This window comes from Microseira sp. BLCC-F43 (genome assembly GCF_041929235.1).
Classification (GTDB): domain Bacteria; phylum Cyanobacteriota; class Cyanobacteriia; order Cyanobacteriales; family Aerosakkonemataceae; genus Microseira.
In genome coordinates, this window is sequence record NZ_JBHFNP010000234.1 from 1 (window position 1) to 26,332 (window position 26,332).

The window sequence follows — 26,332 nt, forward strand, 5'->3', positions numbered from 1 at the left end:
CGGCACCATTCTGGGGGCCGCTACACAAACGAAGCCCGACGTAGCGGACTTAACTTATGCAAAATAAAGTGTATTCTACCAAGTTGCAAACCGCTATAATGAATGGGGAAGACTATATTTTTGTCAAGTTAGACAAGCGAGCGCGTCAGTATGCTTTGTCAGATAAGTTCACGCTCATCAAGCAAAATAGCAACGAATTATGCGAAGTTGTCAGAGTAATCAAGCGTTTTATATGATGGTTTCAGTCTAGCTTCAATTCTCGCAGGAAGTAGAAGCGATCGCTCCTCCAATCGCTCCCTTTATTCCGTCCCAAATATCCCGTCAACGGCGAGGAAAGTTCGAGCAGAATTTCGTACATTTCCTCTGTTTTTAATGGCTGAGTTGGATTTGAGCCAAAATATATACCGTGTAAAGCGTCAACCCCAACATTCTCTAGTCCTGTATTTTCCAGGTATTTTTTGACTAGACTAACGAGGTGGGATCGTAGCTTAACCTCTTTCAGTACTTTCTCAACATACTCGTCAATTTTGTTATCGATTTGTCCCGGTTCTAAATATTTCTTCAACTCAAATAAGTTGACAGAACCAGGATATTGTGCTTGTAATTCGGTTAATTTTTGCAGGCTCATAGGATTAATGATGCTAATTTTGAATTTATGTGCGGCTGTTAAAACATCTTTAGAAGGCTTACCGGGGCCGATAATTAATTTAGCTGCATTTTGAAATTGTGAGTCATCCAGACGCATTCCACCCAGTTTAATTAGTTCTTCAGCGGTACGGCTGGGAATGGCTTTTCCGGCTTTGCATTCCCCAACTAGAGGATAGGGTTTTGAGCAGAATAAATCTAAGCCACCTGCACCGCCTTTGTAGGCTTCATCGACGGTAAAACCTAAATATTCTAAACTTTTGCGGACGATATTTTCAAAGTCTGTACCAGCTTGGTAATTGCTTTTTTTATCATCGAGTTCTTGGCTGCGTTCTCCTAAACTTTTAATGGTTTTAATCCAAGGTAAATCGGGATGATTTTTTTGATTATTTTCTGGGTTTTTCCACCCTAAAAATATTTGGATTTGCTCGTCTAATTGTTTCGCGGCGGGGGTGTTTAATTGAGCAATATCTGCTTGTAATTGTTCTAATTCTGGATGGGGGGGTGGGAGGCGGTTTTCTAGCTGATGGCGGCGTTGGGAGAAGGTGCGATCGCTTAACACTGGTGAATTATCTGTAACGCTCAAAGAGCGAGGTAACGCCACAAATTGGCCTTGAGGATTTGCAGGTATTTCTAATGGTTCTGCTAGTAAATAAACGCGGAAATAGGCCAGAAAAATATAAGAACGTTGGGATAGGATATTTTCTAAAGCTGCCGTTGTCCAAATAGTTAATCGAGACAAAGATTCTAAAGGTTCAGACTTATCCAAGATTTGGCAAAGTTCGCATCTAGCCCAAGCTTTAATCTGGACTGTTTGAGAATTTATGGATGCAGAGTTAGCCGCATCAGCAGGATATAGGGCAAATATCCGCCCTGGATCGAGAAATTGTTGAGGTATAGCAGCGATCGCTCGCCCTTGGATTAATGCTTCAACATCTGGCGCAGGTAGTCTAATTGCAGTATCAAGATAGAGTCGCGTCATAAGGTTTTGTTACTATCTGCTATTCCGCCAGCCCGCCAGGGATTTAAATCCAAGGGCTTTTAGCTTAAGTCGGTTAAAACCGACTGGGAAGATTTGGGTTTTCAGTCCGTTTTAACTGACTTTCGCTAAAAGCCCTTGGGTTTGAACCCCTGGCGGGCTTTGATTTAACACGGGCGGGCTTTAACACGGGCGGTTTATGCCAAAAATCAGACAATCCAGTGTTAAATTCAGCCTTGATTTATCTGACTGAGTAAATTATCAATTCCCTCCTCTATATTATCCGAATCAGATCCATCAGCCGCTTCAGCTTCCTCTGAAACTACGGGTTCTTCTTCAATCATCTCGCTAGGAACTTCATAAGATGGATCGCTGAGAATCTCTTGAAGCAGAGGATTACTCGCTCCTAGCATTTTTTCAGCCCCTTTCTCGGCGATAAAATTAAAAATCTGTAAGTCACTCACCTTATAGTCAACGTCGCGTTTTTGATAAACGGCGTGAATCGCTATTAAAGGTTTGACTTCCTCCTCTTTCAACGGCACAACTTCCCCACCTTTCTGTTTAACTAGGGGCATGATATACGTTTTTTCCACATGTGGAGTAATTTTTTTACTCTTGGAACGAACCAAACAACCCCTCGTTAAACCAAAGCTTTGGTAATCATTTAATTTTTTTAATCCTGGGCCAAGAGATTTGCCGCTAGCCTGCTGAAGAACGCCAACTCCAATACTTACATTGTGTCCACTATCCTTACCAATTATCTTGAAATTGATGTGATTATCTTTCCTTCTGTTTCTGACTTTATCTGTCACATCCTCAATTGTTACCCGTTCAGCTGTTTGACCAATCAACCTCTGGAAACTAAACAGAAGCGCATTAGCAATCAGGTAATTATCATCTAAAGCACTTCCAAGGTCTTCTTCCAGTTCTTTAGCAAAAGCAACTTCAACTGGGTTTGGTGGTTCTACGCCGGGGTTGCAGTTATCTCTGCACCATTGCAAAACTTCTCTAACAGTTGGTTTTTCGCTTGCAAGACTTCTGAGTTGACTTTCTGTAAATGGGTAAATTCGATTAGGAGGAACTAAGTTTTTGGCTTTGTAGTATTCTGCTAGCCACAAACTCACTAACTGGATGATAGAGTTACCATCCATATATTGGAGTTCTAAAGGGTTTCCTTGAGCAGAAATCTTGCCAGACACTCCCCCTGGTAGTGTTTTGATTTTGTTGCTCCAAACACCTGGCATCATGACGCTGAGAATAACCCCACGCTTGAGATTTTCAAACAGTTCTTTGATTAACCCGGCGACAACTTGCGCTCTGGTTAAAGATGTTTCAGGGTCAATTTCTGGACTGTCTAGTTCATCAAAACAAATAACGATTTCGTTGTATTCACTAATCAGAGCCAGAATTTGTATAACTGCATCGAAAGATTGGTTTTGTGTAGGTAATCCCAGTTCGTTGGCTTTATATTGGGCTAGTTCTTGACCGCCTAACCATTTGATTGCATAAAGGTTTTGTTCGTCTGAAAGTGTCCAGAAAATTGCTCTGACAATATCAGGATTGTTAACATCTTTTATTTTGCCAAAGGTTTTAGTAAGCTTTTTGAGCCAAGTCTGAAATTCTTCAGGTTTAGCTTCTTCAAATTTCTCTATTTTCTGGATTAGATCTTTGGGAAAATAATTATTGTTGTTCGGGTTAGCGGCTCTTAATGCCTCATTAGCCATAGCCGTCGCTAGTTCTTGCCATTGCCGAACTTCTTGGCTACCAATATTTGCCAGACTATCAGCTAAAATGGTTTGGAACCCTTGTTTAATTTGCTGAGGATTCCCATACTTGTTCGCATAAATAAACAATGCACCGCCTTGAGACTGTAGACGATGACGGATGCGGCTGATAATGTGGGTTTTACCTGTGCCGTTTTGAGCGGTGATGGCGATTGAAGTAGTTGGATATTGACCCGCACGAATTTGCTCAAGTGCTTTAAATACAGCATCCGAAGCATGAGCGTTTAAAGGTTCAAAATCGAAGAATTCTTTCCCCCAAATATCTTGTGCATTAAGAAAAGGGGGCTTGGCAAAGGGGTTTTGTCGCTCTAGAGCAGCATTAATTTCTTGGAGGTTGGTCATGGTTTGTGGTTTGTGTGTGAGGTAGTAAACTGTAACCAAAATAGATCGGTTTTGAGAACTATAGGCGTTTGGCGTAGTAACGCACTCCGCCAATTTTGGTCTTGATAGAATCTTCCACTTGCTCTGGGGTAATACCGGGCATTTCACCGCCGATTAGTTGGAAAATGTCATTAGTTTGCATTTCCAACAGCCACTCGTTAAATTGAGAACGGCTGACGCGATCGCCAATTTCTCGCCTGAGTTGATAAATCGGGACTAGATTGTCTAAGTTGTAGTCGCTGTTAAGCTTGTCGTATACTTCCAACGCCACAGACTTAAACTCGTCGTAGGATGCGATCGCTCCTTCTACCTTCTCTTCTTTTACCGTTGCACTCGCTCCATTACCATAACTTGCCATTTCCCGCATCCACCGCAAGAGAGCATTTGCCGTTCTGGCGCCAATTTGACTATCAAACTCAAATTCGGGATTATTGAGCGATTCGCCTAGCAATTGCACGCCTTTTTCTGTCAGGAAGATGACTCTGTTGCGGTTTTTGATCTCAAATGCGATCGCTCCCTCTTGCTCCAATTTATCAAATATGCTCTGATAATCTGAAGCTTTTTCTCCGGTTCGTTTAATTTTTTCCGTCAAATCTACCCTTTTCACCTCATCACTTTTATGCGCTCCTAACTCCCACAATGCTAGAAGCAGGCGAGTTGTTGATTGACTTTCACTGCTGCGTAGACCTGTTTTTGTTTCTGGTGTGTCTGACATATTCGTTATTTACTTTGTTGGCACGGGAATTTAGCATTCTCAGCTATTACACTAAAAATGCTAGCATTATCTAGCATTCCCAATCAGATGGGTATCTAAATTTAGAGATGCACGAAAGGTTTGTTTTAGTCCCTTTTTTATACTAATAGAGATTGCATCTGGCAAGCAAGTGCGTATCCCTAAGGCAAAAGCTAAGCGCATCCGCGCCGCTGCGCGTGAAGCGAAGCTATCGCGTAAGCGATACGCTTCACGCGCAGCATGTGCCTAGCAGGTATTGCTCTCCCATGTGGGAAGCGCAAGTATCCTGTATGCCTAACGGCAGGAAAATTGCGAGTGGGCGTCTATAGCAGGTATCCCACTAGATTTTTCCCCAGTAGTGGAGTCAGTTTAAGCGATCGCCCCAAACCCAGTCGGCTAAACTAAATTCATAGCAGAACTCTCAAAAAATTCGTCACTATTAAGCGACTCCCTTAACATCTGCACGCCTTTTTCTGTCAGGTAGATCGCTCTGTTGCGATTTTTGATCTCAAATGCGTCCGCTCCCTCTTGTTCCAATTTGTCAAATATGATCTGATAATCTGAAGCTTTTTCTCCGGTTCGTTTAATTTTTTCCGTCAAATCTACCCTTTTCACCTCATCACTTTTATGCTCTCCTAACTCCCACAATGCTAGAAGCAGGCGAGTTGTTAATTGTTTTTATTTCTGATTTGTCTAACATATTCGTTATTTACTTTCTTACCACGGGACTAGATCCTTATCAGGAATTACACTGACTATCCTAGCATTATCTAGCACTCTGTATCAGATTGCTATCTAAATTTAGAGATGCGCGAAAGTTTAGTTTGAGCATCCTTTTTATACTAATAGCGATAGGGTCTGGCAAGCAAGTGGGATCGCGTTCTGCGAAGCAGTTCCCGAAGGGTAGCTTGTGGGTAGCACGTATCGCTCTCCCATGTGGGAAGCGCGAGTGGGTGTCCGTAGCAGGTATCCCACTGGATTCTTCCCGATTAAGCGATCGTCTAAATCCCACTCCACTAAACTAGACTCATACTCACTCCTCTCCTCAAGTTATGTCCCTCGCTAAAGATTTAGAAACTACGGCAGATTTGCCAAAAGATGTTATCTTTCCACCTAGCGATTTATATAGCAACGAACCTCCCTGGGAAACTCACCTGCATTTACTCCAAATTTTGCTGCTTCTGAACTGCCTTAACTGGTGGTGGAGAGATCGTCAAGACTATTTTGCTACTGGTAACCTTACCATATACTACAGTCCTGATCAGCGAAAATCTGAAGACTTCCGAGGTCCCGATTTTTTTGTGGTGCTAGGAACCGATCCAAAACCCCGCAAAAGTTGGGTTGTTTGGGAAGAAAATGGCAAGTATCCTAACTTAATTATAGAAATCCTTTCTGATTCAACAGCCGCCACTGACAGAGGATTAAAAAAACAAATTTACCAAGAAATATTTCGCACCCCCGATTATTTTTGGTTCGACCCCGATAGATTAGAATTTGCTGGATTCCATTTAGTCGATGGTCAGTATCAACCAATAGAACCAAACTCACAAGGTTTGTTGTGGAGTCACCAGTTACAATTGTATCTGGGAATTCACTCCGGAAAATTGCGCTATTTCACCTCAGAAGGACAGTTGGTTTTATCGCCGGAAGAAGAGGTACAACAGTTAGCTCAAAAATCAGAAAGATTAGCAGCAAAGTTGCGAGAATTGAATATCGTTCCAGATACAATTTAGCGCAATATGCTAATGGCTAATGGTTAATAGAAACCGGGTTTCTTGCTGCATTCTTTAGTTGACAAGCGACGATTTTTCAGAGAAACGGTGATTGGCGTAGGCTAATGGCTAATAGTTAAAATTCAATTACCTATTAGCAATTAGCAATTAGCAATTAGCCATTAGCCAAATCCTAAACCGGATGAAAATAAAAAGCCGTTCCTAAAACGATATAAGTTGCCAAAAGTAGCGTTCCTTCCAACCAGTTCGATCTTCCGTCTAAACTAATTAAATTGGCAATAAGGACGGCGATCGCCACCGCCACTACTTCAAATGGATTAAAATTCAAATCCATCGGTTGACCAATAACAAATCCTACCAGAACTAAAACCGGAGCTACCAACAAAGCGACTAACAAACTCGACCCCATCGCCACCGAAACCGATAGTTCCATATTATTTTTAATCGCCACGCTGACTGCGGTAACATATTCTGCCGCACCGCCAACTAATGGCAAAAGAATCACCCCCGTAAACAGCGGCGTTAACCCCAATCCTTTGGTCGCTTCTTCCACCGCGCCAACAAATATTTCCGATTCAAACGCTACGGCAATTGTTGATATTACCAACACAGCTAACCAAAGTTTTAAATTTGGCTTCTCTGCTTCTGTATTTTCGCCATCTTCTGTTTCTAATTCGACCAATCCAACTTCGTATAGGTAGCTATGAGTCTTCAAAGAAAACAGCAGCGTTAGCGCATAAACCGCGATTAATACAATTGCCGCAATTAAGGAAAGATTGCGAATTGCTGCATCTTCAACGCCATTCGAGGTGTAGATTACCGTCGTCGGTAAAACGATGGCGATCGCCGCCAATGTCATCGATGACCCATTCACTCGCGCCACTATCGGTTGAAATTCCTGTTCTTTATATCTTACTCCCCCAAACAGCATCGAAAGTCCCATCACTAACAGCAGGTTGCTGATAATTGTTCCCGTAATACTCGCTTTAACAATATCAACCAATCCCGACTTTAAAGCTACTAAAGCAATAATCAACTCAGTCGCATTACCAAACACGGCATTTAACAAAGCACCAATCGAAGGACCCACTGCAATAGCTACTTCTTCCGTTGCCGTACTTAACCAAATTGCCAGCGGTACAATTGCTAGCGCCGCTGTGATAAAAACTGTCAGCGCACCCCATTCTAAATATTCCGCTGCAATCGAAATGGGGATGAAAACTAACAATCCAATCGAAATAATTTTTTTGATGGTCATTGGTAATTGCTAATTGCTAATTGCTAATTGGTAATTGGTAATTGGTCAGATATGTAGGGGCGGGTTTTAGCAACTATCTATGCAATCATCGACTGTTTATTTAAACCCGCACCCAGTTGCCACCCAATGGTGCGTTACGGCTTTCGCCTAACGCACCCTACATTAATTGTTGCCCAATTTAACACCTAACATTTCATTCGCACGGTGGATATTTTTTAGCACAGACTGAGCCGAAACATGGAGCGCGGCGCGTTCGGTTTCGGTTAAATTTAATTCCAATACGCTTTCAACGCCTATGCTTCCCAAGCGACAGGGAACGCCAATAAAAATATCTTTTAAACCGTATTCCCCTTGCAAATAAGCGGAAGCTGGCATGAAGCGCGACTGGTTAAATAAAATCGATTCCACCATCAAACAAGTAGTAGCAGCAGGAGTGAAATAAGCACCCCCCGTCTGCAACAAATGCACAATCTCTGCACCGGCGTTACGAGTCCTTTCTACTAAACGCTCGATGGTTGCATTTTCCATTAATTCGGTAATCGGAATGCCGCTGACTGTGCAATATCGGGGTAAAGGTACCATTAAATCGCCGTGACTTCCCAGTACCATTGCGCTGACATCCACAGTCGGCACGCCTAATTCCATGGCAATAAATGCTTGAAATCTAGCTGAATCTAAACCGCCTGCCATGCCAACGATGCGCTGAGATGGCAATCCGCTAGCTTGCCATGCCAGGTAAGTCATGACATCTAGCGGATTGGTAACCACGAGCAAAATTGCATCGGGGGAATGTGCGATCGCATTCTTAGCTGCCTCGACCACTATTTTTGCATTAACCTGCAACAAATCGTCGCGACTCATTCCCGGTTTGCGCGGACTTCCGGCAGCAATAACTACTACATTAGAATCTGCCGTATCTGCGTAATTATTCGTACCGAAAACGAAGCGATCGCATCTCTCAATCCCCCGCGCCTGCATCAGATCCAGCGCCATTCCCTCTGCCAAACCAGGCACCACATCCAGCAACACCACATCAGCAATATTTTTCTCCACAATTCGCTGTGCCAAGGTGCTACCAACTTTTCCAGCACCGATAATCGAAACCCGTGCCGGACGATGTGAAGGCCAAACAGAGGAATGCACTATCATTTAAAAGCTTCCAATTGATCTGCACGCAACCAAATATTTGGGGTGGGAACTTTCCCAAACTTGACCAGGGCATAGTCACCCCGTAAGTCTACCACTTCCCCCTTGCTATCAAAAATATAAGGCGGGAAGCGCGTATCGCTAGCCTTCGCTTCTATGCTGTTTTCCAACTTTTCCCGCACCGCACGCACCAAATCGCCCTTTTTGACTGCCATAGCTCACTCTTTCAACACTTCTTTATCTATACCTGCTTGCATTTTAAAATGGTTTGTCATCAGACCGGGTGCTTCTCACTTGAGAACGGTGCAAGAGAGCATCTCCGGTGTCTGGGCGTCTTTGCGTCTTCTTGGTCAACACTGACACTGGGGACAAAAATGCGCCGATCGTCCTGCTAACTTCAATTTCTCAATCGTGCTGCCGCAGACGCGACAGGGTTGGCGATCGCGGTTATAAACCCAAGCCACGCCTCCATAGTTTCCATTCATACCTTGTACGTTTATGAAATTACTGAAAGTTGTTCCTCCCGCCTCAATACTTGCTTGCAAAACCTCGATAATTACATTTCTTATACGTTCGATTTGTTCCCTATTTAATTCCGTACACAGGGTAGTTGGTCGAACGCCAGCGAGAAACAGCGCTTCATCGGCATAGATATTACCGATTCCGGCGACTAACTCCTGATCAAGAAGCGCGTTTTTAATCGGACGACGACGCGAGCGCCATTTTTCCACCAAATAATCCACAGTAAACCCATCTGAAAACGGATCTGGACCCAATTTTTTTAATCCGGCGATCGCTTTTTCGGGTGCTTCTGTTGGTGGAACCCACCACATCTGCCCAAACGTGCGCTGATCTACAAACCGCAACTCCCAATCTGACCCAAAAAACAATCTTACCCGCGTATGTTTCTGCAAAGGCGCATCGCGATGCAACCAAAGCAATTGTCCCGTCATCCGCAAATGAACCCCCAACCACCCCGCAGAATTTTGCATTGAACCATCTTCTTCCTCTCCCCGCGTCCCCGCATCAGAGCGTCCCCCCGTCTGTTCCTCTTTTACTGCCAATTCTGCCAGCAAATACTTACCCCGGCGATGCCACTGCACAATTGCAGTATCTTTAACCCCAACCAAAAACTCGACAGCAGAAAACGGGTGGGCGATGGTGCGGGAGAGCAAAACATCTCCACCCTGGATTTGCTGGTTCAAGGTTACTTGATTCAGACCGCGTTTAACTGTTTCTACTTCGGGTAATTCCGGCACTTTTTAACGAGATTCAGTTCCTTGATTTGGAGATCCTGCTACTACAGCACTGCCTTCTCCAGACTCTGGTGCAGCAGTTGGTTTGCCGTCGGTTGGCATATCAACACCTGTCTTGCGGCGACCTGCGTCGAGTTTGGTTTGGTAACCGCCGGAAGCTGCGGGCGTGCTTTTTTGCGCTCCTGCCACTTCTTCTAGTTCGTTCATACCAAAGTTATTAGTATTAACGCCTGCGTAGTTAAGCTTTTCAAAGCGAACGATAACCGGATATTTGATGCCGCTCTGGTCAACAGAAGCCACCGTTCCTATATCTTGAAACCAGTAGGATTCTTTCCGCAGAACTCGTACTTTAGAACCACGTTGAATAGCCATGAGATCCGTCCCTTTTATGATGAATTTTTAACCGATTAGGTAATCGATTTATAGGTTACTAACTCAAGGCTTTCCCAACATACTACCGTAGGGCTGACACCTGGATCACGCCGAAGGCTGATTTTTTTTCTGATTCAGCATTTAGAACTAACCCAGCGGTCACACTAAAGGTATATTTTTGTTTTCATGTTTCGGCATTTCATCTGCAATCAGAGGCATTAGTAAGGGCACGGCGTGCCAAAATCTGCGGTTACGACCTCAAAATTTCTCATGCCGTGGGCACCGCGTGCCAAAATCTGCGGTTACGACCTCAAAATTTGTCATGCCGTGCCCCTACTGCCTACTTCTTAGCCTTAGCTGGAGCGGGTGCTTCAACTTCTTCGAGTTCGCTCACGGCAAAGTTATTGCTGTTGACGCCACTCGCGCTGCCGCTAAAACCGCTGTAATTGACTTTCTCAAAGCGAACGATCACGTTGTACTTGATGCCGCTAGTGTCGATGGAAGCCACCGTGCCGACATCTTGATACCAGTAGGAATCTTTGCGGAGAACTCGCACTTTAGAACCACGTTGAATAGCCATGTGTGTTTTCCCTTTCGAGATGTATCTGCAAATGATTGCGGAATTGCTATACAGCGTACTATCGCACAGGTACGTACTGAGCGGTTTAAGTTTTAAGTTTTGTTGCTATTCTACCCACCGCAGGCGGACGAAATGGGCTGGACGCCCCCAGACATCGCGAGTAAAAGTAATGTCTGCGATGACTAGATTAAACGGAATCGCGGTCGTCAGGTATTTTTGGGCGATCGCACCCGCATTGGGCGCGATTTGGGATGCTGCCATCGCCGCCACGCCCAAAGCAATTATCTGCTCAACTGGGCCGCGCGGCAAAAGCAGATGCATCCCCAATGCGAGTCCAAACGTCAGCATCATGGAGACGGATAAATTTGTCCCGCAGCGGGGATGGACGGCTAAATCCCATTCACCGCTGGTAATGCGTTGCAACGCCATCCGGACAGCACGCCACAGATCGGTTGCGTTTACCTGTCCGTAGAGGTAGAATCCATGCTCGGTAGACATCCCCCCCAATAACTCGTTATCGCGAGTCGTAGCAGCGCTGTACTCAGCAGCGCCAGAGTTGCTCAACACCCAAACTGTGGCGTGTTCGAGGGCATGAACCTGCCGTAACATCAGAATTTCTTTTAAACCCGGAATAAAGTTAAGTTGTTTGAGTAAATCGGCATCCTGTGTGGGGTAAGGCGCCGTCCAATCCCAGGCGAACGAGTCAAAAGGAGTTTGAGTAGAAGCAGAGGTAGTCATATCACAACTTATCTTAAGGCAGGCGATCGCACGATACGTTTTCTCAACTGTATCGCTGGATGCTCTGAAGTAGCTGCAAATTTTTGTTGATAAAATTGAGGGCTGACCCAAAGGTGTCAGCCGCTCTCTCCTGTTAAACTTAGTGCTTGCTTGTTGCAAGCGATCGCCTTTTCCCGTTCCGGATTCGATCAGGACATGACTTGATCCTTCTTGAGATTTGTGACCGGAGTTGTTGGCAGGGTACAGCAGTTGACTTCATCAATACAAACTTTGCCCCACTGCAACGCCCACCGCACCAGCGCCACCCGGTTGTCTGTCCCGGTCTTGGTCAGAATGTTGCTAATGTGATTGTCAACGGTGCGCTTGCTAATTTCCAGCTGTTCGGCTATATCGTGGTTAGTCAAGCCCGCCGCGACTAGATCGATGATTTGCAGTTCCCTTTCTGAAAGGGATGCAGGGGATTCTGAAGCGTTACCAGCCATATATCGATTCCTATACCTGTATATGTACTTAGTCTAACCTTAGAATAATGTACGAGATGGCTTTTCTCCTCTGTCTTGCCGGTGATATATACCTAAAATAGCGCGGGAGCAAGGGTAGCCCCTTCAATTGATTGCCGGGTGGAAAAGCGACACTAGCCGTTTTAACTGCCTATACCTAACGATACTATGAAAGGTATGGTATGCTGAACCAAAGGAAGCGATCGCAAGTGTTTTCTTTGACGGATGAATTCTGACTACAACCAACCAAACAGCAGGTAGAGATTTTTCAAGACTGGTGAGAAATTAATCGCAAAGTCTACAATTATGCTGTTGCTGAATGTCAAGATTGGTACAAGTCAAGCTCATGTCAAGTTAATGCTTCAGGACTTAAGCAAAGAAACTAAGGGCGATCTGCAAAATCGTTGGTTTGTAAACGATATATCAACTCTTCACCTTTGTTTCTGGCAACGCCCTTGCGTAAGTCCTGTGCTGGTTGATTGGGGTCTGAATACATAATCCCAGCAGATACACCATGTCCTACTTTTGCTAGTCAGTGTAAGTCTTTGACTGTTGCGAAAGAGAAATACTCCTCCTTAAAACGGGTAGCTGCTCAAGTGCTGCAACAAACACTTAAAAGACTTGAACAAGCTTTTACTTCAATGTGGGAGCGTGACTTTGGCTTTTTCATAAAGAAACCCTGGCAGTTTCGGTCAAAAGTGTTTTCTCAACCAGGTAAAAATCCACTACGCTCGGGAAAAGTTAAACGTCTTGTAAATCCTAAGCAGCTAGCAAAACACGAGAAAAACATCAAGCGCCAGCACCAAGAAACTAGCAGGTAAACAGAAGGGGGGTAATTCAAGCAAAAAATCTCGAAAAGTTGTCGCCAAAGTCTACGAACGGGTTAGCTATTCACGGCAAGATTTTCTAAATAAACTTAGTTATAAGTTGGGCAGCTAAGCCTTGCTGTCATACTAGAGAAACTTCACGCTCGTTTCCCATGGTACGCAATCAGAGTTTGGCTAAAGCAATATCTTATAGTAACGCAAGTTGCTAGTTACTTATATTGTGAGTACGTAGTTGCGCTGTCTTCGCTGTTCAAATTGCTATAAGAGCGAAGACAGCGCAACTAGGTACCTCATACAAAAGGAGGGTTGTATAACTAGCAACTTGAGTTACTAGCTGGGGAATATTTACCAACTTTTTAGCCTATAAGTTAGAACGCAAGGGTGGAAAGTTGGTTGAAATTGATAGATGGTTCCCCAGTTCCAAAATTTGCTCTAATTGTTTCTATCAAGTTGATGAAATGCCGTTGGAGGTGAGGCAGTGGACTTGTCCTCTTGTCGTGGCACTCACCACGCTCGAGATGGAAACGCAGCGATAAATATTAGACCTTATAGTATCAGAATTCTAGAGGCGGAAGGTTGAGCCGTCTTTTGCTGTAGTCGGCGAGGTAAGACCAAAGCTGGGACCTCGCCTATGAGTACAGAAACCCTATAAGGTGGGGTAGTTAACCCTGTTTGCCTAACATCCAACAAAAGGAACGTACCCGTGTCAAATGCCCGTGTTCTCTGCCTTGGTGAAGTTTTATTCGACTGTCTGGCAGATCAACCAGGTCGCCCCCTCGAAGCTGTCGAGTCTTGGACTCACTATCCGGGAGGTGCGCCCGCGAATGTAGCTTGTGCTTTAGTAAAGTTGGGAACCTCGTCTGGCTTTATCGGTTGTGTCGGTCAGGATGAAGCGGGGAACTCGCTTGTACAGTTGCTAGAGAAAATAGGAGTAGATAGCACTGGCATTGGGCGTCATCCAAAAGCCCCGACGCGCCAAGTTTACGTTTTGCGAAGTCTTGCAGGCGATCGCAGTTTCGCCGGATTCGGATCTCGCGATACAACAGAATTTGCCGACGCCTTCCTGCAAGCTGACCAACTTCCGGTAGAACTATTTGAACGCGCAGAATTTTTGGTACTCGGTACCCTCGAACTCGCTTATCCCCAAACGCGACAAGCTATTACTAGGGCTATTCAATTAGCAGAGCAGTATCATCTTAAAATCTTGGTGGATGTAAACTGGCGTCCCATGTTTTGGCCCGAGCCCAATGCCGCCACCGCGCCGATCCTGGACTTAATTCAACATGTTGATTTTGTCAAGCTTTCCCTCGAAGAAGCTGAATGGCTATTTGGTACCTGCGATGCGAAAGCGATCGCCGATCGGTTCGACTCCCTGGAAGGAGTTCTAATCACCGATGGCGAAAAGGGTTGTTCGTTCTGCTTTGCTCACGAAAATGAAGGCAGATTACCTGCTTTCCCCGTCAAAGCTGAGGATACCACAGGCGCCGGGGATGGCTTTGTCGCTGGTATTATCCACCAAATTTGCCTCAAAGGAATCAAAGCCTTAAGCGATCCCCAAACCGCTAGGCATATGGTGGCTTATGCGAGTGCCGTCGGGGCGATGATAGCCATGAAACCAGGTGCGATCGCCGCCCAACCTACCGCAGACGAAGTGGAAGAGTTCTTGCGATCGCATTAATTTTATTTTAGATTTTAGATTTGAGATTTGAGATTGAGATTAATCTGAAATCTGCCATCTCAAATCTGAAATCCCCTTAATATTTTAGATTTTAAATTTGAGATTTTAGATTGAGATTAATCTGAAATCTGCCATCTCAAATCTGAAATCCCCAATTCCCAATTCCCAATTCCCAATTTTCGGAGTTTTTTATGCTTCCAGAAGTTACCCAGCAACTGTTAGCCGCAAAAAAAGAAAAGAACATTTCCTTTTCCGACTTGGAAAAAATCTTAGGACGCGACGAAGTTTGGATCGCAGCGGTTATCTACCGTCAAGCGAGTGCTTCGGAAGACGAAGCCAATAAACTGATCGAAGCGTTAGATCTTCCTCCCATTTATGCCAAAGAATTAACCGAATGTCCGCTCAAAGGATTGGGACCAGTTGTCCCAACTGACCCGTTAATTTATCGTTTTTACGAAATTATGCAAGTTTATGGAATGCCGCTGAAGGCAGTGATTCACGACAAGTTTGGCGACGGAATTATGAGCGCGATCGACTTTACCTTGGATGTGGAAAAGGAAGAAGATCCAAAGGGCGACAGGGTTAAAGTCATCATGTCTGGAAAATTCTTACCCTACAAAAAGTGGTAACCCATTAATAGGGTGGGTAACCCCCACCCTACACTTATTGTCGCGAATTTCCATACCTAGACTGGCACTTCTTCCTGATAACTCCTAGCTCTTTCGTCGGGCTTAATTAATTTGTAAGCGTACACTCCTAAAACAGCACCGACAATCGGAGCAACAATAAACAACCACAATTGTCCTATAGCCCATCCACCTTGATATACTGCCACACCGATGCTTCTGGCAGGATTAACTGATGTGTTGGTTACGGGAATACCCACCAAATGGATTAACACCAGCATCAAACCGATAGAAAGACCTGCAAAACCTGCTGGGAATTTTGGATGGGTTGTTCCCATAATCGTAAACAGCAAGAATGCGGTTAATACAATCTCGGTAATTGCTGCTGCTACTAGACCGTAACCTCCAGGAGAATGCTCCCCAAATCCATTGGTAGCAAATCCTTTAGTAATATCAAAGCCGGTCGTTTGCGAAGCAACTAAATACAACACGCCACCCGCTATAATTCCGCCTACAATCTGCCCAATTATGTAAAAAGGCACAAAACGCGGCTCTACTTTTTTGGCAACGACTAACCCAATTGTTACCGCTGGATTAATATGACACCCGGAAATTTCCCCGATGGTGTAAGCCATGATCAGCAAAGATAAACCAAAGGCAAACGATACTCCCAAAAAGCCTATTTGTTTGCCCGCTAAAACTGCACTTCCGCATCCGCCGAACACCAATACGAAAGTACCGATCGCTTCAGCGACCAGTATTTTTGTGTTTTTGTTCATGATTAAAAACCTACCAAATCGAAGGTTTGTTATTAATTTTGGCTTGACTTTATCACCTTCCTTTTTTCTTGTCAAATCTAAAGAAAAAATAAAATTAGCAACCGGGTTTCTTTCCTAGAAACCCGGTTTCTTTGCGAGGAAATTTTACGGATCGCACCTGTACGAGGTAGCAGGAAATACTTTTACCACTGACTTGGCGCCAAGGAAAATTTAGGTAAGAGACTGTGACCAATTATCCTAAGAGGCAGCTAATTTGCTCCAGTTCATATAGGGCAGATTCGCAGCGGTGGCGCGAATTTGGTCGGCGCGATCGCACAACTGACCGCAAGCATCCCAAGTGCCAGAAACGAACATATTTTTAGCACCTTCCCCCATGGCAATTGGGGCAGAAAAGTCGCCGCATTGCACTTGCATGGTTTCCAAATTTACCGTCATCGGTGTTTGGGGATTGGATGTTAAAATTTCTTGCAATTGCTTGACAGTTGCAGCATCGGCAGTGACGCAGGGAATACCGATAGCGACGCAATTGCCGAAAAAGATTTCGGCGAAACTTTCACCGATTAAAGCTTGAATGCCCCATTTGGCGAGCGCTTGGGGTGCATGTTCCCGCGACGAACCGCAGCCAAAGTTACGATTCGCCACCAAAATTTTCGCACCTTGAAACTGCGATCGGTCAAACGGATGTTCTCCGTTGAGTGCCTTGCGGTCATCTTCAAAAGCATGTGCCCCCAAACCATCAAAAGTAACGCAACGCAAAAATCGAGCCGGAATAATCCGATCGGTATCAATATCATCGCCCACCAAGGGAATACCGCGTCCGGAAACAGTTTTAACTTCGCTGACCATTGTTTGTTCTCCTCGAAAAAGAATTGTGGATTCGGAATCAGTTAATCGTTTAATGTTTCAATACTCAGGAATATTGAACAGGTTCGCTTATGGCATCTATCACGATTATTACCGGGTGTCCTGGCAGTGGAAAAACAACGTTATCGAATCGACTGGCGCAGGGATTACCCAAGGGGGTTCACTTACATGCAGATGATTTTTATGATTACATCGCTCAAAAGATTTCGCCAATTTTGCCAGAAGCACATCAACAGAATACAACGGTGATGCTAGCGATCGCTCGTGCCACAGCTGCTTATGTCACGGGTGACTATGACGTAGTGCTGGATGGCATTTTTGGCTTTTGGTTTCTGCCGATACTGGCGGAGGAATTTCAGTCGTTAACCTGTCCGGTGAATTACGTTGTGATTCGCCTACCGCTAGAGGAAACTATTTTGCGGGCAACTACACGTCTGAAAAACCCTGCCAGCGAGGAAATTATCAGGTATATGTATCCGCTATGTGAACTACCTACACTGACCCGGAGTACCGGGTACAGTGTTGGCTTCCGTACTCATAGGCGAGTGCCTCAAATGAGACTTTCGTCCCATTTTTGGTCTTACCTCCCCTCCTACGGCAGAGACGGCTGAACCATCCGCCTTTAGCATTCTGATTCCCTCTGCTCTGATATTGATAGCTGCGTTTCCATCACGGTCATGGTGAGTGCCACAGTGTGGGCAAGTCCATTTTCTTACATCCAATGGCATCTCACTCATTTGATAGAAACAATTAGAGCAGAGTTTGGAACTGGGGAACCATCTATCAATCTCAACCAACTTTCCACCTTGGCGTTCTAATTTATAGGCTAAAAAGTTAGTGAACGTTCCCCATCCAACATCAGATATTGCTTTGGCCAAATTCTGGTTACGAACCATGCCCTTGACATGAAGATTTTCTACTATGACAGCTAAGGCTTAGCTGACTAACTTGTAACTAAGTTTATGCAAAAAATCTTGCCTTGAGTTACTCACCCGTTCGTACACTTTGGCAACAACCTTGCGATATTTATTTCTTGATTTACTTCCTTTCTGTTTACGTGCTAGTTTTTGTTGCTTGCGTTTCAGGTTCTTCTCATGCTTGGCGAGATGTTGAGGATTGTCGTATTTAGAAACCTTTTCACCATCGGTTACGACAGCGAAGTGCTTCAAACCCAAATCAATTCCATAAATCTTGCCTTCAGTTGTAGATGGATTGTCACCTTCTACTTCAGTGAGAATAGATGCCAAATATTTACCTGATGGAGTTTTGCTAACAGTGACAGTCTTTATCTTCCCTTCAATTGGTCGATGAATTTTAGCTTTCACCTCACCAACGTTTCCCGGAAGCTTGACAATACCATCAAGAACTTTGACATTTTGAGGGTATTGAATAGACTGCTTGCCATGTTTAGACTTGAACCGAGGAAAGCCTGCTCTACCCTCAAAAAAGTTTTTGTACCCAGTGGTCAGATTGAGTGTTGTAGCCTGCAAAACCTGACTATAGCAATCAGCCAACCATGCTGTATCTTCTGCTTTTTTGAGGTCAGGAAGAAGTGCATTGAGTGCTGAACGTCCAAGTCCTTTACCTGTTTCTTTGTATGCCTCAATTGATTTATTCAGAGCATAATTCCACCACCAACGGGCAGAACCAAACGTTTGAGCCAACAGTATCTGCTGTTGTTCAGATGGGTATAAACGAACTTGTACGACTTTGTGTAACACTCAATATCACCAAAGCGTGTTTGTCTATTCTATCACAATATACAGTTAACGATAAAGCTAATCCGGAAAAATTAACGATTCCTCGGACATCCCCTCCCGCGTCAACCTACGGTTAACATAGGTCGGAGATCCCCTCGTCATCGTCCGGCTTATATCCCGCCACTGACCTGAGTACAGGTTCACCTGCGGACTTACGCCGATTAGTTAAATCAACGTTGTCAATCCGGTGAGTTTCGGCTGAATTGGTCGCTAGTTACTCGATAGTTGCCGGTTTTCTCGTTCCCAGGCTTCAGCCTGGGAACGCAATGGTTGAGGCTCTGCCTCCTTTGAAAACGATTTTGATTGGGCTGCTACCTCAGTTGAAAAATGAGGCGGAGCCTCTTACCTGTGTTACCAGGCTCAGCCTGGTAACAAGAAAACAAGAAAAAACGAGGCGGAGCCTCTTTAGTTGTGTTACCAGGCTCTTGCCTGGTAACAAGAAATGCCTAATTCAACAACTCGCGGACATCAGAGACTGCGCCTTTGACTGCTGCTGCTGCCACCATCGCCGGACTCATCAATAAGGTACGACCAGAAGCGGAACCTTGCCGTCCTTTAAAGTTGCGGTTAGAAGAAGAAGCACTAATTTGCCTGCCTTGAAGTTTATCGGGATTCATCGCCAGACACATGGAACATCCCGGTTCTCGCCATTCAAAACCTGCTGCTTGGAAGATTTTGTCCAATCCTTCCGCTTCTGCTTGCTGCTTCACCCGTTCCGAACCTGGAACGACAAAGGCTTTGATTCCTGCGGCGACGTGACGACCTTGAGCAATTTTGGCAGCTTCTCGCAAATCGCTAATCCGTCCGTTGGTGCAACTGCCGATAAAGCAAACATCGACTTTAGTACCACAGATAGGTTGACCGGGAGCCAAATCCATGTATTGGTAAGCTTCTTGAGCGATGAATCTATCTTCTTCTGGCAGTTCTTCGGGAGTTGGTACGACTTGATTGACGCCAATACCTTGACCGGGTGTAATTCCCCAAGTAACGGTCGGGGGAATGTCGGCGGCGTCGAAAACTACCACATCATCGTACTGGGCATCGCGATCGCTCTTAATCGACTCCCACCAAGCAACAGCTTTATCCCACTCTTCGCCTTTGGGTGCAAAATCCCTACCTTTGAGATATTCGTAAGTAACGCTATCCGGATTAACGTAACCGCATCTCGCACCACCTTCGATTGCCATATTGCAAACGGTCATCCGTTCTTCCATGCTCATTTGCTCGAAAGTAGTGCCTGCAAATTCGTAGGCATATCCGACGCCGCCTTTCACTCCCAGAGTGCGGATGATGTGGAGGATAACATCTTTGGCGTAGACACCCGGTCTTAGAGTACCGTTGACTTCAATTTTGCGGACTTTTAATTTAGAGAGGGCGAGAGTTTGGGAAGCGAGAACATCGCGCACTTGACTGGTACCGATACCAAAAGCGATCGCACCAAATGCACCATGAGTAGAAGTATGACTATCTCCACAAGCAATAGTCATCCCCGGTTGAGTCAGTCCCAACTCTGGTGCTATGACATGAACAATCCCCTGATTCCCAGAACCAATATTGTAAAAAGTAATGCCATTTGCTTGACAACTCTGTTCCAGAGCCTGCATCATTTCCTCTGCCAGGTCATCCACAAACGGACGCGCCTGATTATCTGTAGGGACGATATGGTCTACCGTAGCGATCGTCCGTTCTGGATACAGTACCTTTAGACCCCGTTCCCGTAACATCGCAAAAGCTTGGGGACTGGTAACTTCGTGAATTAGATGCAGTCCAATAAACAGTTGCGTCTGTCCTGAAGGAAGCGTTCCAACTGCGTGTAGATGCCAAACTTTGTCAAACAGAGTGCCTTTGCTCATACTTACTTCAACGGGTCTTTTAGCCTTGGGATCTTCGATGTTATCAAAAATTTAGCTGAGTCCCTTGACCCGAAAGGATTTCTCAAACATTGGGCAAGACGTTCCATAATATCGAGGTGTACCGATGCCAATGCCGAAGAAACCCAGACTGCAATGCCTCAACTGCGGTAGAGAAACCAAAAGAGCGGTAGATAAGTACTGCGATAACAAATGCCATAACGACCATAGATACAAACTTTATATAGCATCATGGTTAGTAGGCGGGGAGAGCGGGCGGAAAAAATTCGGTACGGTATCTAATCATGTGAGAAGGTTTTTAATTGAGAACTATGGTGAAAAATGTTCTTTGTGCGGCTGGTGTGAAGTAAATCCCTATACGGGTAAAGTTCCGGTAGAAGTCGATCATATCGATGGAGACTGGCTGAACAACTCGCCAGATAATCTCCGCCTCTTATGTCCTAATTGTCACTCGCTGACACCCACGTACAAAGCACGAAATAAGGGAAAAGGCAGAGATTGGCGGCGGGAGTTGTATGTGTCCAAGCTTGAGTAGGTAAAATTTGGCGTCATAGCGATCGCCGGGTACCAAACTTTGCTATAGTGTATTGAGTTGCTGGTATAGCTCAGTTGGTAGAGCAACGCACTTGTAATGCGTGGGTCGCAGGTTCAAATCCTGTTACCAGCTTGGTTTAAGACGATTTTAATAGATCGATCGCACCCCCTCAACCCCTTCCCTAGCTGCGGGTTTGTATCCCCTCAGACTTTAGTCCCCCGCAGCCTTTGTTACACTCAGGTGGCGAAACACATTCCAGTTCTCGTCATGCTAGAACAGCCCCAATCCCAGGATTTTGAACACAAATGGCCTAAATACTACCAAGCTGTCTTAGGTAGACCCCCCCGTCCTACCCTTTTAGCCGCATTGGAACGCTTCGAGACACCAGGGTTCGCGGTAGACTTGGGATGCGGCGAAGGTCGCGATACCGTGGAACTACTCAGACGAGGTTGGCGAGTTTTAGCCATTGATGGCAATCGAGAAGCATTTGACCGGATGCTAGGGCGAGAAGACTTGCAAAATACCGATAATTTAACCACAAAAGTCGCAAAATTTCAAGCAGCGACTTGGCCCCAAACCGATTTAATTAATGCTAGCTTTACCCTGCCCTTTTGTCCCCCCGAATATTTCCCCGAATTGTGGGATAAAATCGTCCAAAGCCTTCCACCTGGAGGTCGTTTTTGCGGTCAATTATTTGGGGATAGAGACGATTGGGCAAGTATTCCCACCCACACCCATCATACCCAAGAACAAGCAGAAAAGTTATTAGAACAATTTGAAATTGAAATGTTTAGAGTGGAAGAAGAAGACGGAAAAACAGCATTGCAGTCACCGAAGCATTGGCATATTTTTCATATTGTGGCGCGGAAGAGGTAATGGCTAATGGCTAATGCCTAATTGCTAATAGTAAGAAATGTAGAAATTTAGGGTGCGTTAGACGAGAGTACGGCACCGCCACCACTCAGGGAAAAAACACGGCGCGTGCAGCGTATCGCTTACGCGATAGCTTCGCTTCACGCGCAGCGGCGCGGATGCGCTTAGCTATCGCTCCTTGAATCGCACCAAAATTAAAACATGCGATCGCATCATACATCACCGTTAGGGAATAGTGTAAATTCAGAAATGCGCTCGCCTACTTCTAAAAACTTCATCGGGTAATCGACGGTGATATGTTGGCTAGGTTGAGTAAAAACTTTCAGCAATGTCGATTTTGTCTGAAATTATCGCTGTTATTAATCGACTCAACCAAGAATTAGATGAAATTGAACGGCAAGCAATAGCAGCACAGAATCTAGTTAGAAAGGCACTGTCTCGCCTACCGGAAAATGCTATGCTAATACAAACCCTTGACTATCTCAATGAGATGAGGCAGTTTGTAAACGACTCCAGAAATGCGATCGCTAGCGATATTGAAAGTATTTCCGGATCTGATGTGACAAATTTAGAAATTCAGCAAGTAGGAGAAGATTTGGCAGCATCGCTGGGAATGACACTGGAAATAAAAATGCAGGTGCAACGACTGCTTTCTCGATTAGAGGAATTATTATGAAACGACTACCAACTGAAGTAGAACTGTTAGAAATTCTTGAACTGGCTAAAGGTGCGGCACAAAAGTCAAGGAAACTACACGAAATGTTACTAAAAAATTCGGCAAAGCGGCCTCGTAGGCGCAGAGTGAGAAAAACTGCTGAAAGCTAATAATTTGGCATGATATGAAATTTATACAAGACCCACCGTCAAAAGCCTCCACCGAGCTTTCGGCCTCAAATTTGGGTTCAAAAAACCCGGTTTTTCCAAAAAACCGGGTTTCTTGAACCCGCGCCACAAGATATTTCAGGACTTACGCACCACGCTCCTATCACCTTAGTTTATTGCTACGATCTCTGGTTCCCTTTCCCAAGGATTTTTCAGAGAAACTTTGGTGTTTGCGTAAGTCCTGATTTGCTCGTGATGCGCTCGCATCATGGTTCACCGTTAGGGAATAGCGGGATCGTTCGTCAAAACTGTACTAACTCAAGTTGCTAGTTAAATACAAACAGAGTGGTAATGGGTAATGGGTAATAGGTAATTGTCAAGAGTAGGCTGCCAATGAATCCAATTACCAATTACCGAGCATCAGAAACCCAGAGGTCAGAAACAAAGGTGATGTGTCGATCTCTCGCAAGAAACCCACGATTTTTCAGAGAAACCGGGTTTCTTTGCCAAAGCTGATAACTAGCAACTTGAGTTACTCATGTATATTAAAAGCCAAAATATTGCTAATGAACATGCAATATGCCTTCTGTGACGAGGCGTGTTATGAGCGGTGCAATATCACCATCGAAGCTCAGAGCGGGTGCCCAATCAGCAATATCAATTAAACTAAACTCATCTTGATTGAATAAATTTTCCACAAGTTTTGCCGGGACTCCCTTGAGGTCAATTTGTTTTGATCCAACCTGCACTTGATAGTGTTCCTCGCCTATTTGCTTGATGCGAATGCGGTGCAGTGGCGACCAAGCAAACCGAGTCATGAATCCATTGTGAAAAATATCAGTTCCCATCTGAGCAGGTAAGTTGATTGGCAGTGGCGGCACAGACCGATAATTTAGAGAATCAATATACTTATGTAGAATGTCTGGCTGATGTAAAGTCTCAATTAGATGTTGCCGTAGTGCTGTTAGCTGCTTTTCTATAGCATCTGTATTGCCATTTACGACAACAGGAAATCTTTGTCGCCAGTCGGTATTATTTTTTAGCTCATTGCTCAGCCAGCTGAGCCAACTAAGTCCTGTCTGGCATTCAATTCCAACAGTCAGATGTAGCGATGGTTGTTCGCAAGCGACAGCATAGTGCCAGTGTCCTCGCGGGATGTACAGCACATCTCCAGGCTTGAGTACGCACTCTAGATAGGGTGGTTCCTCTGGTTTAGGCTGGTTTGCCGAGTGCATGTCTGGGGTGGGATAGAGTACCGTTTCTCGGTAAACAAACCACTTCTTTTCACCGTCAATCTGCAAGATCAGTACATCGTGAGTATCGTAGTGACAATCAAATCCCTGTTGTTTAGCTGGTGAACAATACAAATTGACGTGGGTTTCATAACCAATGTCATAGCGCAGATTTGCTGCCAGTTGAGTCACGGTTGGAATGCGATGATGAACTTTGTTGACGATTAGTGTAGCTCCCTCACGCAACCTCGCACTCCAGTCTTGTGAATTACTCGTCTTTGGCAAGGATTTGCCCTCAATTGAGAAGCGTATATCTGGTTCTGCGAGTTTGTGATAGTTCAGCAAATGGTTAAGATCTTTCCATGAGAAGAATGTCTGAAGTTTCTCAGGACGATCGGCACAAATGTGAATCGCCTTTTGCGTCCAGTACTCTGCCAAAAATTGGTCTATTGGATATGGTGCAAGCAGCTGTTGCCAAGTCTTCATGACACGTTGATCTCTAATCTGATGACAGGAAAAAATCTTCCCTCGGTTAATCACGTTGAACTGTCGATAAACGAAGCAGGGGGGCGAGAAATACTCGAGCCATATGATAGACTTTTGACAGCCAAAGTCCTGTCTTGAACGATCGATTCCACCCAGCCCCCCTGTAAGTGAACTATCTAGGTTGAACTCTCAAACTACCACCACTAATCATCATCCGACTGATTAGAGCTGCTATTGCTGCTGCTATTGCTGCTGCTATCGCTGCTTTCATTGCTGCTTTCATTGCTGCTGCTATTGCTGCTTTCATTGCTGCTGCTATTGCTGCTGCTATTTTCCGCCAGAATTAGTTCAGAAGCTCCACGACGATTTAAATCAACCACGTCAACTTCAATCGAAGATTGCCGTCCTGAGACAGCTTGTTCTGAAAGCACAGCAGCTGTAGCGGATTGACTCAAAAATGCAGCACTTGCACTCAGGAATAAGCCAAGAAGGATCTTAGGATTCATGTTATAGCACCTTAGAGAAATTCAGATGGATGAGCAACGAGAGAAACCAAACAAACTGATGTTAAATTGCTTGTTTGATCGGGCATTACCAAATTAGGTAGGGACGACCTACCTGTAGGTATTTAGTTGTGTATCTCTCACTTATGGCTATCAGCGTGGCACCTGACTCACACAATAGATAATCTACAGTAAGTCAATTAAAAGCACATGAACAATTAATTAGAAAACTCTCATCTGTAACAGTTACAGGACTTACGCAGGACGGGACAGCAACCGGGTTGCGACCTAGCTCATGCAGAGATTTTCTCACGACTGTTCCCCATCTGGAGAGGGAGCATTCAAATACAACTGGATGAACTCCGCCGCCGCATCAGGGTTAATTGCCTTAAGTCCATCCCGAATTTGCAACACCGCCTCTGCTACTGGATCTGTAATCTCATAAACCCAACGGTGAACATTTGAGCGTCCCACTCCCATCGTCACCGCCAACCGATTTTGAGTAATTCCATATTTCTCCAGCACCTGTTTTAGGGCTTTGCCTGCTCTTCCCATGCTGAGATTTTCTCACGACTGTTCCCCATCTTCAGATGGATCGTTCCAATACAACTGGGTAAATTCCGCCGCCGCATCAGGGTTAATTGCCTTAAGTCCATTCCGAATTTGCAACACTGCCTCTGATACTGGATCTCTGGTCTCATTCACCCAACGGTTAATATTCGACCGTCGAGTTCCCATCGCCACTGCGAGGCGATTTTGAGTAATTCCATATTTTTCTAGCACCTGTTTTAGGGCTTTGCCTGCTCTTCCCATGGTGAGATTATGTCATGGCTGTTCCCGATCTGCCGGTGGCGCATTCAAATACAACTGGATAAACTCCTTTGCCGCATCAGGGTTAATTGCCTTAAGTCCATCTCGAATTTGCCACACCGCCTCCGCCACCGGATCGGCATTCTCATAAACCCAACGGTTCACATTCGATCGTGGAGTTCCCATCGCCACCGCCAACCTATTTTAGGTAATCCTATAGCGCTCCAGTACCTGTCTGAGGGCTTTGCTTGCTCTTCCCATGCAGAGATTTTCTCACGACTTTTCCTCTTCTCCCGGTGGCGCATTCAAATACAACTGGATAAACTCCTCCGCCGCATCAGGGTTAATTGCTCTTAGTCCATCCCTAATTTCCAACACCGCCTCCGCTACCGGATCGGCATTCTCATAAACCCAACGGTTAACATTCGAGCGTCGAGTTCCCATCGCCACTGCCAACCGATTTTGGGTAATTCTATAGCGCTCCAGTACCTGTCTGAGGGCTTTTCCTGCTCTTCCCATGCCTGGATTTTGTCAAAGCCTCATAACAAAGTAAATGCTTCT

33 protein-coding genes, 1 tRNA gene and 1 pseudogene are annotated in these 26,332 nt (G+C 45.1%); 13 read left to right on the plus strand and 22 right to left on the minus strand.

The features are described from left to right. Positions 1 to 56: 56 nt before the first annotated feature. Positions 57 to 236: a hypothetical protein gene (locus ACE1CM_RS31090; protein WP_374882730.1), complete on the plus strand. Its 180-nt coding sequence runs from the start codon at positions 57 to 59 to the stop codon at positions 234 to 236. Positions 237 to 241: 5 nt separating this feature from the next. Here the strand turns inward: ACE1CM_RS31090 and ACE1CM_RS31095 are convergent, their stop codons facing one another. The 4 genes from ACE1CM_RS31095 to ACE1CM_RS31110 form a co-directional block, all read right to left on the minus strand. Then, positions 242 to 1,627, minus strand: a complete 1,386-nt coding sequence (locus tag ACE1CM_RS31095) for a DUF1802 family protein (RefSeq protein ID WP_374882731.1) — start codon at positions 1,625 to 1,627, stop codon at positions 242 to 244. A gap of 227 nt (positions 1,628 to 1,854) precedes the next feature. Beyond that, entirely contained in the window at positions 1,855 to 3,750 is a 1,896-nt protein-coding gene (locus ACE1CM_RS31100) for a P-loop NTPase fold protein (protein WP_374882732.1), read from the minus strand. Positions 3,751 to 3,808: 58 nt separating this feature from the next. Beyond that, entirely contained in the window at positions 3,809 to 4,504 is a 696-nt protein-coding gene (locus ACE1CM_RS31105; RefSeq protein WP_374882733.1) for a hypothetical protein, read from the minus strand. Between the two features lie 414 nt (positions 4,505 to 4,918). Next, entirely contained in the window at positions 4,919 to 5,170 is a 252-nt protein-coding gene (locus tag ACE1CM_RS31110; RefSeq protein ID WP_374882734.1) for a hypothetical protein, read from the minus strand. Between the two features lie 404 nt (positions 5,171 to 5,574). On the opposite strand from ACE1CM_RS31110, the gene ACE1CM_RS31115 reads away from it, so the two are divergent. Continuing rightward, positions 5,575 to 6,255 carry a Uma2 family endonuclease gene (locus ACE1CM_RS31115; RefSeq protein ID WP_374882735.1) on the plus strand — a complete coding sequence of 227 codons (681 nt, stop codon included), beginning with the start codon at positions 5,575 to 5,577 and terminating at the stop codon, positions 6,253 to 6,255. A 172-nt stretch (positions 6,256 to 6,427) separates the two neighbouring features. Here ACE1CM_RS31115 and cax read toward each other — a convergent pair whose 3' ends face one another. From cax to ACE1CM_RS31155, 8 genes are all read right to left on the minus strand, one after another. Beyond that, the gene (gene cax / locus ACE1CM_RS31120; protein WP_374882736.1) at positions 6,428 to 7,513 is read right to left on the minus strand and encodes a calcium/proton exchanger; all 1,086 of its coding nucleotides are present in this window, start codon (positions 7,511 to 7,513) and stop codon (positions 6,428 to 6,430) included. 162 nt (positions 7,514 to 7,675) lie between these two features. Next, complete coding sequence (gene mdh / locus ACE1CM_RS31125) at positions 7,676 to 8,662, minus strand: malate dehydrogenase (RefSeq protein WP_374882737.1); 987 nt, start codon at positions 8,660 to 8,662, stop codon at positions 7,676 to 7,678. Then, the gene (locus ACE1CM_RS31130) at positions 8,659 to 8,874 is read right to left on the minus strand and encodes an NAD(P)H-quinone oxidoreductase subunit O (RefSeq protein ID WP_374882738.1); all 216 of its coding nucleotides are present in this window, start codon (positions 8,872 to 8,874) and stop codon (positions 8,659 to 8,661) included. Before ACE1CM_RS31130 ends, mdh begins: the two co-directional genes overlap by 4 nt. Positions 8,875 to 9,009: 135 nt before the next feature. Then, a complete protein-coding gene (locus tag ACE1CM_RS31135; RefSeq protein ID WP_374882739.1) occupies positions 9,010 to 9,918 on the minus strand; it encodes a DNA-formamidopyrimidine glycosylase in 909 nt (302 codons plus the stop codon). A gap of 3 nt (positions 9,919 to 9,921) precedes the next feature. Beyond that, positions 9,922 to 10,287: a photosystem I reaction center subunit IV gene (locus ACE1CM_RS31140; protein WP_374882740.1), complete on the minus strand. Its 366-nt coding sequence runs from the start codon at positions 10,285 to 10,287 to the stop codon at positions 9,922 to 9,924. Between the two features lie 340 nt (positions 10,288 to 10,627). Then, positions 10,628 to 10,867, minus strand: coding sequence for a photosystem I reaction center subunit IV (locus ACE1CM_RS31145; protein ID WP_374882741.1), 240 nt, complete (start codon positions 10,865 to 10,867; stop codon positions 10,628 to 10,630). A 105-nt stretch (positions 10,868 to 10,972) separates the two neighbouring features. After that, positions 10,973 to 11,605 (minus strand): DUF6391 domain-containing protein, encoded by a 633-nt coding sequence (locus ACE1CM_RS31150; protein WP_374882742.1) that lies wholly within the window; start codon positions 11,603 to 11,605, stop codon positions 10,973 to 10,975. Between the two features lie 188 nt (positions 11,606 to 11,793). Continuing rightward, the gene (locus tag ACE1CM_RS31155) at positions 11,794 to 12,087 is read right to left on the minus strand and encodes a LuxR C-terminal-related transcriptional regulator (RefSeq protein ID WP_374882743.1); all 294 of its coding nucleotides are present in this window, start codon (positions 12,085 to 12,087) and stop codon (positions 11,794 to 11,796) included. A 302-nt stretch (positions 12,088 to 12,389) separates the two neighbouring features. Here ACE1CM_RS31155 and ACE1CM_RS31160 point away from each other — a divergent pair, with 302 nt between their 5' ends. The 5 genes from ACE1CM_RS31160 to cynS all read left to right on the plus strand — a co-directional run bounded on the left by ACE1CM_RS31160 (position 12,390) and on the right by cynS (position 15,239). Beyond that, positions 12,390 to 12,491 carry a helix-turn-helix domain-containing protein gene (locus ACE1CM_RS31160; RefSeq protein ID WP_374882862.1) on the plus strand — a complete coding sequence of 34 codons (102 nt, stop codon included), beginning with the start codon at positions 12,390 to 12,392 and terminating at the stop codon, positions 12,489 to 12,491. A 159-nt stretch (positions 12,492 to 12,650) separates the two neighbouring features. Further along, complete coding sequence (locus ACE1CM_RS31165) at positions 12,651 to 12,926, plus strand: hypothetical protein (protein ID WP_374882744.1); 276 nt, start codon at positions 12,651 to 12,653, stop codon at positions 12,924 to 12,926. Between the two features lie 395 nt (positions 12,927 to 13,321). Next, the gene (locus ACE1CM_RS31170) at positions 13,322 to 13,468 is read left to right on the plus strand and encodes a hypothetical protein (RefSeq protein ID WP_374882745.1); all 147 of its coding nucleotides are present in this window, start codon (positions 13,322 to 13,324) and stop codon (positions 13,466 to 13,468) included. A gap of 167 nt (positions 13,469 to 13,635) precedes the next feature. Then, positions 13,636 to 14,610 (plus strand): carbohydrate kinase, encoded by a 975-nt coding sequence (locus ACE1CM_RS31175; protein ID WP_374882746.1) that lies wholly within the window; start codon positions 13,636 to 13,638, stop codon positions 14,608 to 14,610. Positions 14,611 to 14,801: 191 nt separating this feature from the next. Next, complete coding sequence (gene cynS, locus ACE1CM_RS31180) at positions 14,802 to 15,239, plus strand: cyanase (protein ID WP_374882747.1); 438 nt, start codon at positions 14,802 to 14,804, stop codon at positions 15,237 to 15,239. A 56-nt stretch (positions 15,240 to 15,295) separates the two neighbouring features. Here cynS and aqpZ read toward each other — a convergent pair whose 3' ends face one another. Beyond that, positions 15,296 to 16,015, minus strand: a complete 720-nt coding sequence (gene aqpZ, locus ACE1CM_RS31185) for an aquaporin Z (protein ID WP_374882748.1) — start codon at positions 16,013 to 16,015, stop codon at positions 15,296 to 15,298. Between the two features lie 237 nt (positions 16,016 to 16,252). Continuing rightward, positions 16,253 to 16,861 (minus strand): 3-isopropylmalate dehydratase small subunit, encoded by a 609-nt coding sequence (gene leuD / locus ACE1CM_RS31190; protein ID WP_374882750.1) that lies wholly within the window; start codon positions 16,859 to 16,861, stop codon positions 16,253 to 16,255. 89 nt (positions 16,862 to 16,950) lie between these two features. On the opposite strand from leuD, the gene ACE1CM_RS31195 reads away from it, so the two are divergent. Further along, positions 16,951 to 17,490: an AAA family ATPase gene (locus tag ACE1CM_RS31195; RefSeq protein ID WP_374882751.1), complete on the plus strand. Its 540-nt coding sequence runs from the start codon at positions 16,951 to 16,953 to the stop codon at positions 17,488 to 17,490. Here the strand turns inward: ACE1CM_RS31195 and ACE1CM_RS31200 are convergent. Together ACE1CM_RS31200 and leuC are read right to left on the minus strand one after the other, a co-directional pair. Continuing rightward, positions 17,392 to 18,600 (minus strand): annotated as a pseudogene (locus ACE1CM_RS31200) (RNA-guided endonuclease InsQ/TnpB family protein); the annotation flags it as partial. The gene ACE1CM_RS31195 and the pseudogene ACE1CM_RS31200 overlap by 99 nt on opposite strands. Positions 18,601 to 19,085: 485 nt before the next feature. Further along, a complete protein-coding gene (gene leuC / locus ACE1CM_RS31205) occupies positions 19,086 to 20,492 on the minus strand; it encodes a 3-isopropylmalate dehydratase large subunit (RefSeq protein ID WP_374882753.1) in 1,407 nt (468 codons plus the stop codon). A gap of 124 nt (positions 20,493 to 20,616) precedes the next feature. Between leuC and ACE1CM_RS31210 the strand changes: the two genes are divergently transcribed. From ACE1CM_RS31210 to ACE1CM_RS31230, 5 genes are all read left to right on the plus strand, one after another. Continuing rightward, entirely contained in the window at positions 20,617 to 21,045 is a 429-nt protein-coding gene (locus ACE1CM_RS31210) for an HNH endonuclease (protein ID WP_374882754.1), read from the plus strand. Positions 21,046 to 21,104: 59 nt separating this feature from the next. Beyond that, a tRNA-Thr gene (locus ACE1CM_RS31215) sits at positions 21,105 to 21,177 on the plus strand. After that, positions 21,142 to 21,921 carry a class I SAM-dependent methyltransferase gene (locus ACE1CM_RS31220; RefSeq protein ID WP_374882756.1) on the plus strand — a complete coding sequence of 260 codons (780 nt, stop codon included), beginning with the start codon at positions 21,142 to 21,144 and terminating at the stop codon, positions 21,919 to 21,921. Before ACE1CM_RS31215 ends, ACE1CM_RS31220 begins: the two co-directional genes overlap by 36 nt. 325 nt (positions 21,922 to 22,246) lie before the next feature. Further along, positions 22,247 to 22,594 (plus strand): hypothetical protein, encoded by a 348-nt coding sequence (locus ACE1CM_RS31225; protein ID WP_374882758.1) that lies wholly within the window; start codon positions 22,247 to 22,249, stop codon positions 22,592 to 22,594. Further along, positions 22,591 to 22,743, plus strand: a complete 153-nt coding sequence (locus ACE1CM_RS31230; protein WP_374882760.1) for a hypothetical protein — start codon at positions 22,591 to 22,593, stop codon at positions 22,741 to 22,743. Before ACE1CM_RS31225 ends, ACE1CM_RS31230 begins: the two co-directional genes overlap by 4 nt. 560 nt (positions 22,744 to 23,303) lie before the next feature. Here the strand turns inward: ACE1CM_RS31230 and ACE1CM_RS31235 are convergent. From ACE1CM_RS31235 to ACE1CM_RS31260, 6 genes are all read right to left on the minus strand, one after another. After that, positions 23,304 to 24,458: a cupin domain-containing protein gene (locus ACE1CM_RS31235; protein WP_374882761.1), complete on the minus strand. Its 1,155-nt coding sequence runs from the start codon at positions 24,456 to 24,458 to the stop codon at positions 23,304 to 23,306. Positions 24,459 to 24,661: 203 nt separating this feature from the next. Further along, the gene (locus tag ACE1CM_RS31240) at positions 24,662 to 24,964 is read right to left on the minus strand and encodes a hypothetical protein (RefSeq protein WP_374882762.1); all 303 of its coding nucleotides are present in this window, start codon (positions 24,962 to 24,964) and stop codon (positions 24,662 to 24,664) included. Positions 24,965 to 25,270: 306 nt separating this feature from the next. After that, positions 25,271 to 25,516 (minus strand): helix-turn-helix domain-containing protein, encoded by a 246-nt coding sequence (locus tag ACE1CM_RS31245; protein WP_374882764.1) that lies wholly within the window; start codon positions 25,514 to 25,516, stop codon positions 25,271 to 25,273. Positions 25,517 to 25,528: 12 nt separating this feature from the next. Next, on the minus strand, positions 25,529 to 25,774 hold the full coding sequence (locus ACE1CM_RS31250) for a helix-turn-helix domain-containing protein (RefSeq protein ID WP_374882765.1): 246 nt from the start codon (positions 25,772 to 25,774) through the stop codon (positions 25,529 to 25,531). A 12-nt stretch (positions 25,775 to 25,786) separates the two neighbouring features. Continuing rightward, positions 25,787 to 25,957 carry a hypothetical protein gene (locus tag ACE1CM_RS31255; protein WP_374882766.1) on the minus strand — a complete coding sequence of 57 codons (171 nt, stop codon included), beginning with the start codon at positions 25,955 to 25,957 and terminating at the stop codon, positions 25,787 to 25,789. A gap of 87 nt (positions 25,958 to 26,044) precedes the next feature. After that, positions 26,045 to 26,290: a helix-turn-helix domain-containing protein gene (locus ACE1CM_RS31260; protein ID WP_374882767.1), complete on the minus strand. Its 246-nt coding sequence runs from the start codon at positions 26,288 to 26,290 to the stop codon at positions 26,045 to 26,047. Positions 26,291 to 26,332 lie beyond the last annotated feature (42 nt).